The sequence below is a fragment of the Citrobacter sp. Cf136 genome (assembly GCF_030333815.1).
GTDB lineage: Bacteria > Pseudomonadota > Gammaproteobacteria > Enterobacterales > Enterobacteriaceae > Citrobacter > Citrobacter freundii.
Window position 1 is genome coordinate 85,655 of record NZ_JAOWFE010000039.1, and the last position, 17,589, is coordinate 103,243.

At 52.8% G+C, this 17,589-nt stretch carries 13 protein-coding genes and 1 riboswitch; of the genes, 5 read left to right on the top strand and 8 right to left on the bottom strand.

What is annotated here, in order from left to right; all coding sequences use genetic code 11:
* Positions 1-92 precede the first annotated feature (92 nt).
* A complete protein-coding gene (gene murI, locus OGV98_RS18805; RefSeq protein ID WP_060854629.1) occupies positions 93-944 on the bottom strand; it encodes a glutamate racemase in 852 nt (283 codons plus the stop codon).
* Positions 889-2,727: a TonB-dependent vitamin B12 receptor BtuB gene (gene btuB, locus OGV98_RS18810; RefSeq protein WP_174329665.1), complete on the bottom strand. Its 1,839-nt coding sequence runs from the start codon at positions 2,725-2,727 to the stop codon at positions 889-891. The genes murI and btuB overlap by 56 nt, the downstream gene beginning before the upstream one ends.
* Positions 2,728-2,792: 65 nt before the next feature.
* Positions 2,793-2,979: riboswitch (cobalamin riboswitch) on the bottom strand.
* A gap of 115 nt (positions 2,980-3,094) precedes the next feature.
* Between btuB and trmA the strand changes: the two genes are divergently transcribed.
* Positions 3,095-4,195: a tRNA (uridine(54)-C5)-methyltransferase TrmA gene (gene trmA / locus OGV98_RS18815; RefSeq protein WP_003028866.1), complete on the top strand. Its 1,101-nt coding sequence runs from the start codon at positions 3,095-3,097 to the stop codon at positions 4,193-4,195.
* An 82-nt stretch (positions 4,196-4,277) separates the two neighbouring features.
* On the opposite strand, the gene OGV98_RS18820 is transcribed toward trmA, so the two are convergent.
* Positions 4,278-4,637, bottom strand: coding sequence for a YijD family membrane protein (locus OGV98_RS18820; protein ID WP_003028863.1), 360 nt, complete (start codon positions 4,635-4,637; stop codon positions 4,278-4,280).
* A 15-nt stretch (positions 4,638-4,652) separates the two neighbouring features.
* On the bottom strand, positions 4,653-5,288 hold the full coding sequence (gene fabR, locus OGV98_RS18825) for an HTH-type transcriptional repressor FabR (protein ID WP_003028862.1): 636 nt from the start codon (positions 5,286-5,288) through the stop codon (positions 4,653-4,655).
* Positions 5,289-5,479: 191 nt separating this feature from the next.
* Between fabR and sthA the strand changes: the two genes are divergently transcribed.
* A complete protein-coding gene (sthA, locus tag OGV98_RS18830; RefSeq protein ID WP_003028860.1) occupies positions 5,480-6,880 on the top strand; it encodes a Si-specific NAD(P)(+) transhydrogenase in 1,401 nt (466 codons plus the stop codon).
* On the opposite strand, the gene oxyR is transcribed toward sthA, so the two are convergent.
* The 4 genes from oxyR to argC form a co-directional block, all read right to left on the bottom strand.
* Positions 6,863-7,780 carry a DNA-binding transcriptional regulator OxyR gene (gene oxyR, locus OGV98_RS18835; protein WP_003028858.1) on the bottom strand — a complete coding sequence of 306 codons (918 nt, stop codon included), beginning with the start codon at positions 7,778-7,780 and terminating at the stop codon, positions 6,863-6,865. The two genes, sthA and oxyR, sit on opposite strands and share 18 nt — an antisense overlap.
* Before the next feature lie 263 nt (positions 7,781-8,043).
* The gene (gene argH, locus OGV98_RS18840; protein WP_003028856.1) at positions 8,044-9,417 is read right to left on the bottom strand and encodes an argininosuccinate lyase; all 1,374 of its coding nucleotides are present in this window, start codon (positions 9,415-9,417) and stop codon (positions 8,044-8,046) included.
* 108 nt (positions 9,418-9,525) lie between these two features.
* Positions 9,526-10,299, bottom strand: coding sequence for an acetylglutamate kinase (gene argB / locus OGV98_RS18845; RefSeq protein ID WP_032950733.1), 774 nt, complete (start codon positions 10,297-10,299; stop codon positions 9,526-9,528).
* A 10-nt stretch (positions 10,300-10,309) separates the two neighbouring features.
* Positions 10,310-11,314: an N-acetyl-gamma-glutamyl-phosphate reductase gene (gene argC, locus OGV98_RS18850; RefSeq protein ID WP_174329667.1), complete on the bottom strand. Its 1,005-nt coding sequence runs from the start codon at positions 11,312-11,314 to the stop codon at positions 10,310-10,312.
* 155 nt (positions 11,315-11,469) lie between these two features.
* Between argC and argE the strand changes: the two genes are divergently transcribed.
* The 3 genes from argE to OGV98_RS18865 all read left to right on the top strand — a co-directional run bounded on the left by argE (position 11,470) and on the right by OGV98_RS18865 (position 17,488).
* The gene (gene argE, locus OGV98_RS18855) at positions 11,470-12,621 is read left to right on the top strand and encodes an acetylornithine deacetylase (RefSeq protein WP_003028848.1); all 1,152 of its coding nucleotides are present in this window, start codon (positions 11,470-11,472) and stop codon (positions 12,619-12,621) included.
* A 269-nt stretch (positions 12,622-12,890) separates the two neighbouring features.
* Positions 12,891-15,542, top strand: coding sequence for a phosphoenolpyruvate carboxylase (ppc, locus tag OGV98_RS18860; protein WP_032938423.1), 2,652 nt, complete (start codon positions 12,891-12,893; stop codon positions 15,540-15,542).
* 212 nt (positions 15,543-15,754) lie between these two features.
* Entirely contained in the window at positions 15,755-17,488 is a 1,734-nt protein-coding gene (locus OGV98_RS18865; protein ID WP_003840540.1) for a phosphoethanolamine transferase CptA, read from the top strand.
* Positions 17,489-17,589: the final 101 nt, after the last annotated feature.

Consider the following 17,589-nt stretch of genomic DNA (forward strand, 5'->3'; position numbering starts at 1 on the left):
GTCAGTGGAGGCGCATTATAGGGAGTTATTTCAGGCTGACAAGGGGAAATTTAAAATAATCTTCCGAGTGCGTATTTTTTCATCAAAACCACTTAAACTGACAGTTTTTCGAGCGTTTTAAAGCCATAGCGCTGTAGCACGGGCAATAGTTGTTCGGCTTCTGTCGTCATTGCCATACAAAATGCAACGTTCTCATCGGTTGATTTCGCATCTGGCGCTTCATGTTCTAATAACCAGGCCGTACGGCGCGCAATCGCGGCACCAGAATCCACCAGCCGTGTCCCCTCGGGCAGGACCTGTAAAAGCTCTTCCTGTAATAGAGGGAAATGAGTGCAACCGAGCACTACCGTATCGGGTGGTTCCGACATCCGCAGCCACGGACGCAGAATACGCCGCAGCTCTTCCAGAGAAACCGTTTCGCCGTGCAGCTTCGCTTCCGCCAGTTCCACCAGCTCGGCGGAACCCAACATCGCAATCTGACATTCGTTAGCAAACCGCGCAATCAGCTCATGGGTATATGAGCGCTTCACCGTTGCACGCGTAGCCAGCAGCCCCACTACGCCATTCGCCGTGAGTCGCGCCGCCGGTTTAATTGCAGGCACCACGCCCACAACCGGGAAGGCAAACTTCTCACGTAACGCAGGAAGCGACACGGTGCTTGCAGTATTACACGCGATGACCGCAAGAGAGAGGGGATAGCGCTGCTGGACAGCAGTCACAATCTCAACAACACGCTCGACAATAAATTCCTCGCTCTTCTCACCATAAGGAAAGGCGACGTTATCAAAAGCGTATATATAGTGGAGATCCGGCAGGAGACTGCGGATCTCATTGTAGACCGACAACCCACCGACGCCGGAATCAAACACCAGCACGGTGGGACGTGGATCAGAAGGTGTAGCTGCCAGACAAGGTGTATTCCCGCCCTGCAGTTGCGTAGCCATAAACTGTCTCGTAATCTTTATCGAACAGGTTGGCGATTTTACCACGAACAGTCAGCTGTGAGGTGATTGGATATGCCACTGTCAGATCCCACACGCTTACTCCACCCATTTTTACCGGCTGATTGCTGACGAAGTCCGTGTCGTATCGCGTTCCTAAATACTGATACGTTAAACCCCAGTCAAAATCGTAAACCTGCCAGTCAAGCTGATACTTCACTTGCTGCTTTGAACGACGCGCCAGCGGTTTATCGGTAATGGCATTGCGTGCGTCAACGTAATCGTAGCTCAGCGTGTGCGCCAACGACCCAGTGTCGAAGTTCGCTGTAGCCTCAACACCTTTAATACGTACTTTGCCTGCGTTATAGTATTTTTTGGTGTGGGGGTTGTAATCGATCATGTTATCGATATCGTTACGATATCCTGACAAACGCCAGTTCACATCCGCCGTTAGCCCTTCAAATGCCCCTTCCCACTGTTTGCTCTCTTCAGGATCCAGGTGTGAATTTCCGTACATGCCATACAGTTGTCCCAGATTAGGTGCCTTGTAAGAGGTGCCGTAGGATGCAATAAAACGATAGCCTTCGACAAACTCCCATCCGGCGCTGGTTTGCCATGTGCCATGCCGCCCAAATTGGGAATTGTCATCACTGCGCGCAGCACCTTCGAAAGTGAAATCACCCAGTTGCTGTAATCCCGTCAAGTAGAGGCCGGTATTTCGCTGGTCGTAACCGTCCGTGACATACCCGGTGCCAGGCTCCGTAGTTTGCTTTTGCCAGTCGACACCAGCGCCCACATTACCATGACCAACCACTATGCTGTTTGACCACTGCACATTATATTGCTTCATCTCATCCAGCGTGGCCGAGGAATCATAGCGGCCATAATCCGGATCATAGTTGTAGTCTTTGCTATGGCTATAGCTCGAAACCAGCTGCGACTGAATCAACTCACCATTGAAGCGCAGCCCGGCATCCCAGCTCTGGCTGTAGAGTTTTCGGGTATCCACTAGCGGCGAGCCAGGAGAGTAATATGAGTCGTAATTCGTGCGGTTATCATAACCATAACCGCGAACAAACCCGCTCCATGTATCGGAAAAGTTGTGTTCCAGCGCGCCATACAGCGTTTTACTTAAAAAACCGTCTTTGTCGGGCTGAGCCTGAGAGCCGGTGCTGCCATATGCTACGACATCAAAGCCTTTGGTATAGGCATAATCGCCCATCAGCGTGACGCGCGTATTTTCGCCGAGCTGTTGTTGGGTTGAGACATCGTAATTCTGGTAGCCATTGCTTCCCACACCGGCTGTCAGTTCCGTCCCCGGCTTTTCGCGCGTGGTAATGATATTCACCACGCCGCCAATCGCATCAGAACCATAAACCGCCGAACGCGGCCCTCGAATGTATTCGATACGCTGCACTAACGAGACCGGGAACTGGCTGAGATCGGCTGCGCCGCTAACCCCTGCCAGGTTCAGGCGCACGCCGTCAATCAGCACCAGAACATGGCTGGCGTTGGTGCCGCGAATAGAGATAGACGAGTTTTGTCCCATACCACCGTATTGAGCGATATCGACGCCTGGCAGGCGACGAAGCACATCATTCACGGAGGTAGATTGCCAGCGATCGATATCCTGACGCGTAACAACAGTAATAGGAGCGAGTACTGCGCTACGAGGCTGCTGAAAACGGTTGGCAGTGACGACGAGAGTATCCGGGCGAGTGTCCTGTGCCCAACCAGAAAATGCCGTGACGGACAGCGCCGTGCACAGCAATGATTTTTTGATCATTGTAAAGCATCCACAATTTAAGAAGGATGCCGCAGGTCCCACCGATAGTACGCGATGATGAAAACCAGATGCGACGTTAGCCGGCAGGTCTTCGGGCTTGGAGGCGACTTAAAGAGACGATGACTTCCCGCGGCAATCCGCAGTGTCTGCACCAGGTGCGCTCATCTCTTACCTTCCTTACCGCTGCGCGTCAGCTCCAGATTTACACTGGATTCCCTTTTAACTCACAGGACCGGAAAACGGATGCTACAGTTTGTTACAACCTGGTGTCCAGACCGCGTATCACATTATCGGAAATCATCAATGACTGGACATCTGTTGAGCAATCCCTACAATCCCCGCGTACTTTTATTTTTCAGGACGCATCATGACCCCCGAACACCTTCCGACAGAACAGTACGACGCCCAGTTAGCTGAGAAAGTAGTGCGTCTGCAGAGCTTAATGACGCCATTTTATGCACAGGCTCCGGAAGTGTTTCGCTCACCGGTCAGCCATTACCGTATGCGCGCCGAATTCCGCCTGTGGCATGACGGTGATGACCTGTACCACATCATGTTCGACAGCCAGACCAAAAACCGTATTCGCGTCGACAGCTTCCCGGCTGCCAGCGAGCTCATCAACACGCTAATGACGGCAATGATCGACGGCGTTCGCAACAACCACGTCCTGCGCCATAAACTGTTTCAGATTGATTACCTCACAACCCTGAGCGATCAGGCGGTGGTTTCGATGCTGTACCATAAAAAGCTGGATGATGAATGGCGTAAGGAAGCCGAAGCGCTGCGAGATGCGCTGCGGGCGCAAAACCTGAACGTGCATTTGATTGGTCGGGCTACCAAAACCAAAATTGAGCTGGACCAGGACTACATTGACGAACGCTTGCCGGTTGCAGGTAAAGAGATTATCTACCGCCAGGTTGAGAACAGCTTCACCCAGCCAAACGCCGCCATGAATATTCAGATGTTAGAGTGGGCGATTGATGTCACCAGGGGCTCAAAAGGCGACCTGCTGGAGCTGTATTGCGGCAATGGCAATTTCTCGTTAGCCCTGGCGCAAAACTTCAACCGCGTACTGGCCACTGAAATCGCCAAACCGTCCGTGGCTGCTGCACAGTACAACATCGCGGCTAACCATATTGATAACGTACAAATTATCCGCATGGCGGCCGAAGAGTTTACACAGGCGATGAACGGTGTTCGCGAGTTCAACCGTTTGCAGGGAATCGATCTGAAGAGTTACCAGTGTGAAACTATCTTCGTTGACCCACCGCGCAGCGGTCTGGACAGCGAAACGGAGAAAATGGTGCAGGCGTATCCGCGCATTCTGTACATCTCCTGCAATCCGGAGACGCTGTGTAAGAACCTGGAAACGTTAAGCCAGACGCACAATGTTTCACGTCTGGCGCTATTCGATCAGTTCCCGTATACGCACCATATGGAGTGCGGAGTACTGTTAACGAAGAAGTAAGACTGAACGGAGGCCGGATAAGCACTACCGGTTCAGATTGCCGGATAGCGGCTTTGCCTTATCCGGCCTACAGCGACAACTATTACTCCACAATTTCCTGTTTACGGTTACGCACTTTAAAGCCGATCCAGAACACCAGAATCACCGACAGCACCGCCGGGAAGAAGTTAGAGCCAATATCCGGATATTCAGCGCGTACAACGGTGCTGTACAGCAGAACACCGAGAATAAAACAGGCGGCGGCCAGGCCCGGCAATCCCACAGGCATGGTGCGGTTCTGATAGCGTTGATGCAGACAATAAACCGTCAGCACCAGCGAAATAATCGGGAATACGGAGAATGGCACAATGGAGCTAAACAGCGCCGCAAATGTACCATTGATCGATAAGCCAGCAACCAGCGCCAGCAGCAGCGTACCTTTATCTTGACCTGACTGTTTCATTGCTTGTCCTTCTCGTTACTCGGAGTGGTGCGTCATCTTCTCTTGTTCACGGCGGTACCAATAAAATGCGCCTTTCGCGATCATGCGCAGTTGCAATACCAGCCGCTCTTCTAGCTGTCGACGCTGTTCAGCGCCAACATCCAGTGCTTCTGCCCCGGCGCTGAAAACAATGGTTACCATGGCTTCGGCTTGAGCTTCAGTAAACGCACGAGGCATATGGTTTTCGAGTTCCAGATAGTCCGCAAGTTCCGCAATGAAGTGCTGAATTTCACGTGCGACCGCTGCACGAAACGCTGCGGATGTCCCCGAACGCTCGCGCAATAATAAACGGAAGGCGTTGGGATTGTTGCCGATGAACTCCATAAATGTTGAGACCGAGGTGCGGATCACACTCCCGCCCTTCGCGATACGCTGGCGCGCCTGGCGCATCAATTGACGCAGCATCAGACCGCTTTCGTCCACCATCGTCAGGCCGAGTTCATCCACATCGCGGAAATGGCGATAAAACGAGGTTGGCGCAATGCCCGCTTCACGAGCAACTTCGCGTAAACTGAGGCTGGCAAAACTACGCTCAGCGCTCAGTTGACTAAATGCGGCTTCTACCAGCGAACGCCGGGTTTTTTCTTTTTGTTGCGCTCTAACGCCCATCACGATGTCTGAATCCTTCCACATACCTTGCTGGCACTATACCAGAGATTAGGCGGTTGGCATGGCTTTGTGAATGATTGTTTACGCGCAGTTTGTGCTTCGACTTCGCAAAAAAGCACAACGATAATTGGGTTATCCTGACAACGATGTTACTATTCTGTTGCTTTTATGTATAAGAACAGGTAAGCCTGACCATGTCACATTCCTACGATTACGATGCAATAGTAATAGGTTCCGGTCCCGGCGGCGAAGGCGCTGCAATGGGTCTGGTTAAGCAAGGAGCGCGCGTCGCGGTGATTGAGCGCTATCATAACGTCGGCGGAGGCTGTACCCACTGGGGCACCATCCCGTCGAAAGCCCTCCGCCACGCCGTCAGCCGCATTATTGAATTCAATCAGAACCCACTGTACAGCGACCACTCCCGACTCCTTCGTTCTTCTTTTGCCGATATTCTCAACCACGCTGATAACGTTATTAATCAGCAAACGCGTATGCGGCAAGGATTTTACGAGCGCAATCACTGCGAAATTTTGCAGGGAAATGCCCGTTTTGTTGATGAACACACGATCGCCCTCGAATGTCACGACGGTACGGTGGAAACGCTGACTGCGGATAAGTTTGTTATTGCCTGCGGTTCGCGTCCTTATCGCCCTGTTGATGTCGACTTTTCGCATCCCCGGGTTTACGACAGCGACTCTATCCTGAGCCTACACCACGAACCCCGCCATGTACTGATTTATGGCGCGGGGGTCATTGGCTGTGAATATGCGTCGATCTTCCGTGGAATGGACGTCAAAGTTGATTTAATCAACACCCGCGATCGTCTGCTGGCATTCCTCGATCAAGAGATGTCCGACTCGCTCTCTTACCACTTCTGGAACAGCGGTGTGGTCATTCGCCACAACGAAGAGTATGAGAAGATTGAAGGCTGCGATGACGGCGTCATCATGCACCTGAAATCCGGTAAGAAACTGAAGGCAGACTGCCTGTTGTACGCCAATGGCCGTACCGGTAATACCGATTCGCTGGCGCTGGAAAACATTGGTCTGAAAACCGACAGCCGTGGGCAGCTCAAAGTGAATAGCATGTACCAGACGGCGCTGCCGCATGTGTATGCCGTAGGGGATGTGATCGGTTATCCGAGCCTGGCATCCGCGGCCTACGACCAGGGACGCATTGCCGCCCAGGCGTTGGTAAAAGGCGAAGCCACCGCGCATCTGATTGAAGATATCCCGACCGGGATTTATACCATTCCAGAAATCAGCTCCGTTGGTAAAACCGAACAGCAACTCACGGCAATGAAAGTTCCATACGAGGTTGGCCGCGCCCAGTTTAAGCATCTGGCACGTGCGCAAATCGTGGGTATGAGTGTCGGAACGCTGAAGATCCTGTTCCATCGCGAAACCAAAGAGATTCTGGGGATCCACTGCTTTGGGGAGCGCGCGGCCGAAATTATTCACATCGGGCAAGCGATAATGGAGCAAAAAGGTGGTGGTAACACTATCGAGTACTTCGTTAACACCACCTTTAACTACCCAACCATGGCAGAAGCCTATCGGGTAGCAGCGCTAAATGGCTTAAACCGCCTGTTTTAACGCACTGTCGAAATGGCCATCCATTGATCCACGGATGGCCTCTGCCAACTGTTCATAACGGCTGCGCAGCGGCGAACCAGGACGGTACACCAGACCAATCGTACGACGCGGTTCGGGTTTAATGCATGGCAGATAAACGACACCATCACGCTTACGCTCCGGCGGAACAGCCAGCGCAGGCAGTAAGGTAATACCGCTTCCTGCCGCCACCATGTTACGCAGCGTTTCCAGACTGGTTGCCCGAAAATGGGTATCTTCATCAGCACCCGCTTCAAAGCAGAAGCCCATTGCCTGATCGCGCAGGCAGTGGCCATCTTCCAGCATCAGCAGTTTTTCACCCGCCAGATCGGACATCGGTACACAGTCACGGTTTGCCCACGGATGATCTTCATAGATCGCCAGCAGCATAGGCTCATCAAATAGCGGTACTTCGATGAACGCCTCACTCTCTTTCACCAGCGCCAGAATGACGCAGTCAAGCTTGCCGCTATCCAGTTGCGCTAACAGCTGATGTGTCTGCGCCTCATGAAGATACATTTCCAGTTTTGGGAAGGTCTGGTGCAACATCGGAATAATATGCGGCAGCAGGTATGGCCCCACCGTTGGGATCAAACCAATATGCAGCGGGCCAGACATTGTCTCGCCTTGTTGGCTTGCCATCTCCTTGAGCACTTTGACCTCGCGCAGCACGGTGCGCGCCTGATCCACCAGCAGCAAACCAGCCTGGGTGAACAGCACCTTGCGACTCGTACGCTCCAACAACATGACGCCAAGCTCATCTTCCAGCTTGCGGATCTGCCCGCTCAGCGTTGGTTGGCTAACGTGACAGGAGTCTGCCGCTCGTCGGAAGTGACGATGTTCGGCTAGCGCTACCAGGTATTCAAGATCACGAATATTCATTATTCATCCTCCATCGCCACGATAGTTCGTAGCGATAGGTAGCATAGCAACGAACGATTATCCCTATCAAGCTTTCTGTTTAATAATGCACCACAGAAACGGAACGGTACCCCTTTAACCCTTGAAGCTACTGTCCGTTTTGAGAGTTTCTCTCATACTCGAAATAACTAAAGCCAACGTGAACTTTTGCGGACCTTGTGTCCGCATTTTTTTTGCATAAAAAAGCCCGGCGTGACGCCAGGCTCGAATGATTACCCATCAATTTATGCCAGACGCGCCTTCGCGTAGTCGATCGCCTGCGCAACCTGCTGGGGTGACACGCCACCTTTCGCCGCACGCTTGTCCAGGCACGATTGCAACGAGAGGATCGGGTAAACATCATCGCCAATCACCTGGCTAAACTTTTGTAAGTCAGCAAGCGACAGCGCCTCCAGCGGTTTGCCCTGTCGAATCGCCTCGACCACCGTTTCACCTACGATATGGTGCGCTTCGCGGAACGGGACACCTTTCGCCACCAGATAATCCGCCAGTTCAGTGGCGTTAGCATAGCCCTGCTGCGCCGCTTCCTGACAACGCGGACGTTTCACCTGGATACCATCCAGCACCAGCGCGGCCATATGCAGACAGTCCAGCCAGGTGTCGAGCGCGTCGAACAGCCCTTCTTTGTCTTCCTGCATATCTTTGTTGTATGCCAGCGGGAGGCCTTTTAACGTCATCATCATGCCGGTCAACGCACCCTGCACGCGACCGCATTTGCCACGGATCAGCTCCAGCGCATCCGGATTTTTCTTCTGCGGCATCAGAGATGAACCCGAAGTCACACGATCAGACAGCTCGACAAAGCCCGCTTCGCCGGTGTTAAAGAAAATCAGGTCTTCAGCAAAACGCGACAGGTGTACCATACCGATAGAGGCGTCTGAGAGTAACTCCAGCACGTGGTCACGGTCAGAAACGCTGTCCAGACTGTTGCGCGTAGCCGAGGCAAAGCCCAACCAACCCGCCAGCTGCTCGCGATCGATTTCATACGCCGTACCCGCCAGCGCGCCGCAGCCTAACGGACTGACGTCCAGGCGTTTGAGCGCATCCTGCAGGCGGCTCTCGTCACGCGCCAACATTTCAACATAGGCCAGACACCAGTGAGCAAACGTCACCGGCTGCGCACGTTGCAGGTGGGTGTAACCCGGCATGACGGCGTCCTGGTTATTCTCCGCCGTCACCACCAGCGCAGTTTGCAACTGACGATTGGCCGATAGTAATTCGATAACCGTGTCTTTGCACCACAGCTTGAGATCGGTCGCGACCTGGTCGTTACGGCTACGTCCGGTATGCAGTTTTTTACCAAGCTGGCCGACTTTATCAATCAGCTTACCTTCCACCCAACTGTGAATATCTTCGGCATCGCTTTGCAGAATCTGCTGAGGATTCGCGCGAACCTCTTCCAGCAGATTATTCAGCGCTTCTTCCAACCGCAGCTGTTCATCAGCAGTCAGTACACCGACCGTTACCAACGCTTTGGACCAGGCCACAGAGCCAACAATATCCTGTTCGGCCAGGCGGTAGTCAAAACGCAACGAGTCGTTGAACTGTTTGAACCGCTGATCTGCTGCCTGTGTAAAACGCCCACCCCAAAGTGCCATAACGAATTTCCTTAATATGATATTTTTGCCCGGTGGCGCTGCGCTTACCGGGCCTACAAAACCCACGTAGGCCGGATAAGGCGAAGCCGCCATCCGGCACATTAGTAGTTAAGCCAGAATACGCGTACCAATTGGCGTGCCGTTAAACAGCGCCGGGAGTTGCTCTGCATGACGCCAGGAGGCGATATCCACCGGACGACCCAGCGTACGCGCGGCATCCAGCGCCGCATTCACCTTCACGATCATGCCATCGGTAATAATGCCCTGTTCAATCAGCTGTTCCGCTTTCGCTGCAGTCATTTCGGCAATACGCTGGCCTTTGCCATCCAGAATACCGCTCACATCAGAGAGCAGGATCAGATCCGCACCCAGCGTTGCCGCCAGCGCCGTTGCCGCCTGATCGGCATTCACGTTCATCAGCAGCCCATCATCAGTGACGCCAATAGAGCTCACTACCGGCAGAAAGCCGCTTTCCAGCAGCGTGTTAATCAGCTTAGGCGAACCCGGCTGCGCCAGTCCAACATGACCCAGTTCTTTATCGAGCGGCGTCACTTTTACGCTGTCGCCATCGCCAAGATACAGACCCACAGACGCGATGTGATGCTTTTTCGCCCAGGCCAGCAAGGTTTTATTCGCCGTTCCTGCCAGAGCACCGGTAATAATGTCAATTTGATCGGCAGGCGTGACGCGCAGACCATTTTTCTTTTTCACCGGCAGATTCAGCTGCTTCATCAGCTCGTCAACCACACAGCCGCCACCGTGCACAATGACCAGCGGACGCTGGTGCGACTCACGATAATTCACCAGTGCAGCAAACAAGCGCTCCAGCGCCTCTTCGCTATCCAGTAAAACGCCGCCCAGCTTGATAATTAATGGATTCATTGTTGCACCCTTAAATAAGAGACTGCGTTTGGGCAAAGCCAAAACGAATATTTGCGCACTGCATCGCCTGTGCCGCCGCGCCTTTCAATAAGTTGTCTTCCGTCGCCACGACGATCAGGTGTTCACCCTGTACGGCAAACCCGATATCGCAGAACGGTAATCCAACCACATTCTTCAGCGCCGGAACCCCTTTGTCATACAGACGCACCAGCGGTTTATCGCCATACGCCTGTTGCAGCGTCTGAGCCACCTGTGCATGGGTTACGCCCGCCTTAAGGCGGCAAGTGATAGTTTCCAGAATTCCGCGCGGGAAGTTACCCAGATGCGGGGTGAAAATCACTTCTGTCCCCAGATGAGTGGCGATTTCCGGCTGATGACGATGGGTAAACACGCCATACGGCTGCAGGCTCACCTCACAAAAGCTATTGGAGATAGCCGCTTTACGCCCCGCACCGCTCACGCCGCTGGTCGCATTAATTACCGGCCACTGGCTGAGATCCAGCAGCCCGGCATCAATCAACGGTTTCAGCGAAAGCTGCGCCGCCGTCGGGTAACAACCTGGCACAGCAATCAGATTCGCATCTTTCAGTTTGTCCGCGTTCCACTCCGCCAGCCCATAAACGGCCTGCTCCAGCAGCTCAGAATGCTGATGCGTAAAGCCATAATATTTTTCATAGAACGCGCCGTCGTTTACGCGAAACGCGCCCGAAAGGTCAAACACCACGCAACCGGCCTGCAAAAACTGCGGAGCCAGGTCATGACTCACCTCATGAGCCGTTGCGAGGAACACAACATCCACCCCTGCGCTAAACTCGCTGATATCTGACATTGGCTGCAACGGTAAATCGACAATGCCTTTCAACTGCGGATGCAAATCGGAGATTAATTTTCCTGCATCATTGCTTTGCGCTGAGACGGTCAAAGCGGTTATGGTCATATCAGGATGGCGATTTACATAGGTCACAAGCTCTGCGCCGGCATAGCCACTGGCGCCCACAATCAGCGTATTCAACATCGGGGCAGCTCACCTTCTTAGATTCTGTTGCCAGGTATAAGCCTTTATCACCTCACCTTACACTTGGTGGGTTTTATTACGCTCAACGTTAATGTATTTTTATTCACAAATACTGCATGAATATTGATACTATCATGACCCGAGGTGTGTCAACAATGAAAAACAATTTACCGCCATTTATCGAGATTTACCGCGCTCTGATTGCCACGCCATCGATCAGTGCCACCGAAGAAGCGCTCGATCAAAGCAATGCAGGTTTAATCACTCTGCTGGCGGGCTGGTTTAAAGATTTAGGCTTCAATGTGGAGGTCCAACCGGTTCCCGATACGCGAAATAAATTCAATATGCTGGCGAGCATTGGACAGGGCGCTGGCGGCCTGTTGTTGGCGGGCCATACCGATACCGTACCCTTTGACGACGGACGCTGGACACGCGATCCGTTCACTCTAACCGAGCATGACAATAAGCTGTATGGTTTGGGTACGGCGGATATGAAAGGCTTCTTCGCCTTTATCCTCGACGCGTTGCGTGATGTCGACGTCACGAAACTGAAAAAACCCCTGTACATTCTGGCCACTGCTGACGAAGAGACCAGCATGGCGGGAGCTCGCTACTTCTCTGAAACTACCGCTCTGCGCCCGGACTGCGCGATCATTGGCGAACCCACATCCCTGCAACCGGTGCGCGCGCACAAAGGCCATATCTCTAATGCGATACGCATTCTGGGACAGTCGGGTCATTCAAGCGATCCGGCGCGTGGCGTTAATGCGATTGAACTGATGCATGATGCCATCGGCCATATCATGCATCTGCGCGATGACCTGAAAGCGCGCTATCACCATGATGCCTTTACCGTCCCGTATCCAACGTTAAATTTGGGCCACATCCACGGCGGTGACGCCGCCAACCGAATCTGCGCCTGCTGCGAATTGCATATGGATATTCGCCCGCTACCGGGTATGACGCTAAACGATCTCAATGGGTTACTTAACGAAGCGCTGGCCCCTGTCAGCGAACGTTGGCCGGGTCGCCTGACCGTATCGGAACTGCATCCGCCGATTCCCGGCTATGAGTGCCCACCTGACCATCAACTGGTAGAGGTGGTTGAGAAACTGCTGGGCGCACAGACTGAAGTGGTGAACTATTGCACCGAAGCGCCGTTTATCCAGACGCTTTGCCCAACGCTGGTGTTGGGTCCAGGCTCCATTAATCAGGCGCATCAGCCGGATGAGTATCTGGAAACGCGCTTTATTAAGCCAACCCGCGAATTAATCACCCAGGTTGTGCACCATTTCTGCTGGCATTAACTGCTTGTCACCCCGCTAATCCCTTAGTGGTAAGCGGGGCGATTTTTTAACATTTCCATAAGCAACGCTTATTTGATTGGATGTGAATTAAATAACGTAAATTCACGGCATTTATTCGTTTGCTGAACCGATTTCGCAGCAATTGACGTCACGTGTTTTACGTGGCTTTATAAAAGACGGCTAAAAAGTTAAGTCCGCAAGATTTTGCGTGATAGTCAGGCGCGAAAGATACAGGACATATTCAAAATAGATGGGGTGTCTGGGTTAATATGAACGAACAATATTCCGCGTTGCGTAGTAATGTCAGTATGCTCGGCAAAGTGCTGGGAGAGACCATCAAGGATGCGTTGGGAGAGAACATTCTTGATCGCGTAGAAACAATTCGAAAGCTGTCCAAATCATCTCGCGCTGGCAATGAAATTAATCGCCAGGAATTGCTCACCACACTGCAAAATCTGTCTAACGACGAGCTGCTGCCGGTTGCCCGCGCATTTAGCCAGTTCCTGAACCTGGCCAACACCGCCGAGCAGCACCACAGCATTTCGCCAAAAGGCGAAGCCGCCAGCAACCCGGAAGTGATTGCTCGCACTCTGCGTAAACTGAAAGAGCAGCCCAACCTCAATGACGCCACCATCAAGAAAGCCGTAGAATCACTCTCTCTGGAGCTGGTACTCACCGCCCACCCGACCGAGATCACTCGTCGTACGCTGATCCATAAAATGGGTGAAGTGAACGCCTGCCTCAAGCAGCTTGATAACAAAGACCTCGTCGATTATGAACGCAACCAACTGATGCGCCGTCTGCGTCAGCTCATTGCTCAGTCCTGGCATACGGATGAAATCCGCAAACTGCGCCCAAGCCCGGTTGATGAAGCCAAATGGGGATTCGCGGTTGTTGAAAACAGCCTGTGGGAAGGTGTGCCGAACTACCTGCGCGAGCTGAATGAACAACTGGAAGAGCATCTTGGATATAAGCTGCCAGTTGATTTTGTCCCGGTTCGATTTACCTCCTGGATGGGCGGCGACCGTGACGGCAACCCGAACGTAACGGCGGATATCACCCGTCACGTGCTATTGCTCAGCCGCTGGAAAGCGACAGACCTGTTCCTGAAAGACATCCAGTTTCTGATTTCTGAGCTGTCGATGGTGGATGCTACACCGGAGCTGATGGCACTGGTAGGTGAAGAAGGCGCAGCGGAACCATACCGCTATCTGATGAAAACCCTGCGTTCTCGTCTGATGGCGACCCAGGCCTGGCTTGAAGCCCGTCTGAAAGGCGAGAAATTGCCGAAACCTGCGGGACTTCTCACCCAAAACGAACAGCTCTGGGACCCGCTTTACGCGTGCTACCAGTCTCTACAGGCCTGTGGTATGGGCATCATCGCCAATGGCGAATTGCTCGACACCCTGCGCCGCGTGAAGTGTTTCGGCGTACCGCTGGTGCGTATTGATATTCGTCAGGAAAGCACCCGTCATACTGAAGCCTTGGGCGAACTGACTCGTTATCTGGGCATTGGCGACTACGAAAACTGGTCGGAAGCAGATAAACAGGCTTTCCTGATCCGTGAACTGAATTCCAAGCGTCCGCTCCTGCCGCGTAACTGGGAGCCGAGCAATGACACCCGTGAAGTGCTCGACACCTGTCGGGTCATTGCCGAAGCCCCGTATGGCTCCATTGCCGCCTATGTTATCTCGATGGCGAAAACGCCGTCGGATGTGCTGGCCGTACATCTGCTGCTGAAAGAAGCCGGAATTGGTTTTGCTATGCCGGTCGCTCCGCTATTTGAAACGCTGGACGACCTCAACAATGCCGATGACGTCATGTCCCAGCTTCTGAATATCGACTGGTACCGCGGCTTTATCCAGGGCAAACAGATGGTCATGATTGGCTACTCTGATTCCGCAAAAGACGCGGGCGTGATGGCAGCGTCCTGGGCGCAATACCAGGCTCAGGACGCGCTGATCAAAACCTGCGAAAAAGCCGGTATCGAACTGACGCTGTTCCACGGTCGCGGCGGATCCATTGGTCGCGGCGGCGCGCCTGCGCATGCGGCGCTGCTCTCTCAACCACCAGGCAGCCTGAAAGGCGGTCTGCGCGTGACAGAACAAGGGGAGATGATCCGCTTTAAGTACGGCCTGCCGGAAGTGACCATCAGCAGCCTGTCGCTGTATACCGGAGCAATTCTGGAGGCCAACCTGTTACCACCGCCAGAACCGAAGGATAACTGGCGTCATATCATGGATGAGCTTTCCGATATTTCCTGCGAGCTATACCGTGGATATGTGCGTGAAAACAAAGACTTTGTCCCTTATTTCCGCTCAGCTACACCGGAGCAGGAACTGGGTAAATTGCCGCTCGGTTCACGTCCGGCAAAACGCCGTCCGACCGGCGGAGTTGAGTCTCTGCGTGCTATACCGTGGATCTTTGCCTGGACGCAGAACCGTCTGATGCTCCCGGCCTGGCTTGGTGCTGGTACCGCGCTGCAAAAAGTGGTTGAAGATGGTAAGCAAAGCGAACTCGAAGCGATGTGCCGCGACTGGCCATTCTTCTCCACACGCCTTGGCATGCTGGAAATGGTTTTCGCGAAAGCAGACCTGTGGCTGGCAGAGTATTACGATCAGCGCCTGGTCAAAAAAGAGCTGTGGCCGCTGGGTGAAGAGCTACGCCAACGCCTGGCAGCAGATATCGATGTCGTACTGGCGATTGCCAACGACTCACATTTGATGGCCGACCTGCCGTGGATTGCCGAGTCCATTCAGTTAAGGAATGTTTATACTGACCCGCTGAACGTCTTACAGGCAGAATTGTTACACCGCTCACGCCAGGCCGAAGAGCAAGGCCATGAACCGGATCCACGCGTTGAACAAGCGCTGATGGTGACTATCGCTGGTGTTGCAGCCGGTATGCGCAATACAGGCTAACGCCCCCTCCCGCTGTCGCCTTCGTGCTATTGTACGAAGGCGACAGTAAAAACAGCTGTTACAACCACTTCATTTTCAATATATTCCCGCCTGAACATATTCACTACGTGAATATTACAACAGCAAAACACGATCCTGAGATCGTGATGCTTCAGTTCCTCTTAATGTTTAGTCGCTACTCTTGGCGCTACGATTAAAGACAGGCTCACATTATGCAATCCTTACAACTCCAGTCTAAACCCGCCTTTAGCTGGAAAGCCCTGGGTTGGGCGCTCCTCTATTTTTGGTTTTTTTCCTCATTACTGCAGGCCGTTATCTATTTTAGCGGCTATAGCGGATCTACCGGCCTACGCGACTCCCTGCTGTTCAGCTCGCTGTGGTTGATCCCGGTATTCTTATTTCCAAACCGTATCCGCATTATTGCTGCCGTCATTGGCGTAATTCTATGGGCGGCCTCGCTGGCAGCTCTGAGCTATTACGTCATTTACGGGCAAGAGTTCTCGCAAAGCGTTCTGTACGTAATGTTTGAAACCAATGCGAACGAAGCCAGCGAGTACCTGAGTCAATACTTCAGCCTGAAGATCGTCTTAATTGCGCTGGCATATACAGCAATGGCAATTCTGCTATGGACACGTCTGCGTCCGGTACATATTCCATCACCCTGGCGCTATCTGGTGTCGTTTGCACTGTTATACGGATTGATTCTGCATCCGATGACAGTGAACACATTTATCAAACATAAGCCGTTTGAAAAAACGTTGGATGGGCTCGCTTCACGTATGGAGCCCGCCGCGCCGTGGCAATTCATCTCCGGGTATTATCAATATCGTCAGCAGTTGACCTCGCTCAATAGCCTGCTGAATGAGAACAATGCCCTGCCGCCGCTGGCTAACTTTAAAGACAGCTCAGGTGACGCACCGCGTACATTGGTGCTGGTGATTGGCGAATCAACGCAACGTGGCCGCATGAGCCTGTATGGCTACCCGCGTGAAACGACGCCAGAACTGGATGCGCTGCATAAATCCGATCCTAACTTCACCGTATTCAATAATGTCGTGACTTCCCGTCCGTACACCATTGAAATCCTGCAGCAGGCACTGACCTTCGCTAACGAGAAGAACCCGGATCTGTATCTGACTCAGCCGTCCCTGATGAACATGATGAAACAGGCGGGTTATAAAACCTTCTGGATCACTAATCAGCAGACGATGACCGCCCGCAACACCATGCTAACGGTGTTCTCTAAGCAGACGGATAAACAGTTCTATATGAACCAGCAGCGTACGCAAAGTGCGCGCGAATATGACAGCAACGTGCTGGCGCCATTTAAAGAAGTACTGGCCGACCCGGCACCGAAAAAGTTCATCATCGTGCATCTGCTGGGTACGCATATTAAGTACAAATTCCGCTATCCGGATGGCCAGGGTAAGTTTGACAATAATATCGACCATGTTCCCGCAGGTCTGAGTAACGATGAGTTGGAAGCCTACAACGATTACGACAGCGCGAATGTTTACAACGATCATATTATTGCCAGCCTGATCAAAGACTATAAAGCGACCGATCCGAACGGCTTCCTGCTGTACTTCTCCGATCATGGCGAAGAGGTTTACGATACGCCACCGCACAAAACGCAGGGTCGTAATGAAGACAACCCAACGCGCCATATGTACACGGTGCCGTTCCTGTTGTGGACTTCGGAAAAATGGCAGGCCGCGCACCCGCGTGACTTCTCACAGGATGTGAATCGTAAATACAGCAGCTCAGAGCTTATCCACACATGGTCTGACTTAGCGGGCTTCACCTACGATGGCTTCGATCCAACTCGCGCCATTACCAGTCCGCAGTTCAAAGAGACAACCCGCTGGATTGGCAATCCGTACAAGAAAAATGCCCTGATAGATTACGATTCCCTGCCTTACGGCGATCAAATCGGTAATCAATAACCGTCTGCCGGATGCGCTACGCTTATCCGGCCTACAGCTCGCAAAGACTTGTAGGCCGGATATGGCATTAGCCGCCATCCGGCAATAATCACTTGAGGGCG

Excerpts from the sequence above, each read along its gene's own strand:
- murI (WP_060854629.1), bottom strand. The coding sequence starts at position 944 with ATGGCTACGCAACTGCAGGGCGGGAATACACCTTGTCTGGCAGCTACA.
- argE (WP_003028848.1), top strand. The coding sequence starts at position 11,470 with ATGAAAAACAATTTACCGCCATTTATCGAGATTTACCGCGCTCTGATT.
- sthA (WP_003028860.1), top strand. The coding sequence starts at position 5,480 with ATGTCACATTCCTACGATTACGATGCAATAGTAATAGGTTCCGGTCCC.
- argH (WP_003028856.1), bottom strand. The coding sequence starts at position 9,417 with ATGGCACTTTGGGGTGGGCGTTTTACACAGGCAGCAGATCAGCGGTTC.
- trmA (WP_003028866.1), top strand. The coding sequence starts at position 3,095 with ATGACCCCCGAACACCTTCCGACAGAACAGTACGACGCCCAGTTAGCT.
- argC (WP_174329667.1), bottom strand. The coding sequence starts at position 11,314 with ATGTTGAATACGCTGATTGTGGGCGCCAGTGGCTATGCCGGCGCAGAG.
- ppc (WP_032938423.1), top strand. The coding sequence starts at position 12,891 with ATGAACGAACAATATTCCGCGTTGCGTAGTAATGTCAGTATGCTCGGC.
- argB (WP_032950733.1), bottom strand. The coding sequence starts at position 10,299 with ATGAATCCATTAATTATCAAGCTGGGCGGCGTTTTACTGGATAGCGAA.
- oxyR (WP_003028858.1), bottom strand. The coding sequence starts at position 7,780 with ATGAATATTCGTGATCTTGAATACCTGGTAGCGCTAGCCGAACATCGT.
- OGV98_RS18865 (WP_003840540.1), top strand. The coding sequence starts at position 15,755 with ATGCAATCCTTACAACTCCAGTCTAAACCCGCCTTTAGCTGGAAAGCC.
- OGV98_RS18820 (WP_003028863.1), bottom strand. The coding sequence starts at position 4,637 with ATGAAACAGTCAGGTCAAGATAAAGGTACGCTGCTGCTGGCGCTGGTT.
- btuB (WP_174329665.1), bottom strand. The coding sequence starts at position 2,727 with ATGATCAAAAAATCATTGCTGTGCACGGCGCTGTCCGTCACGGCATTT.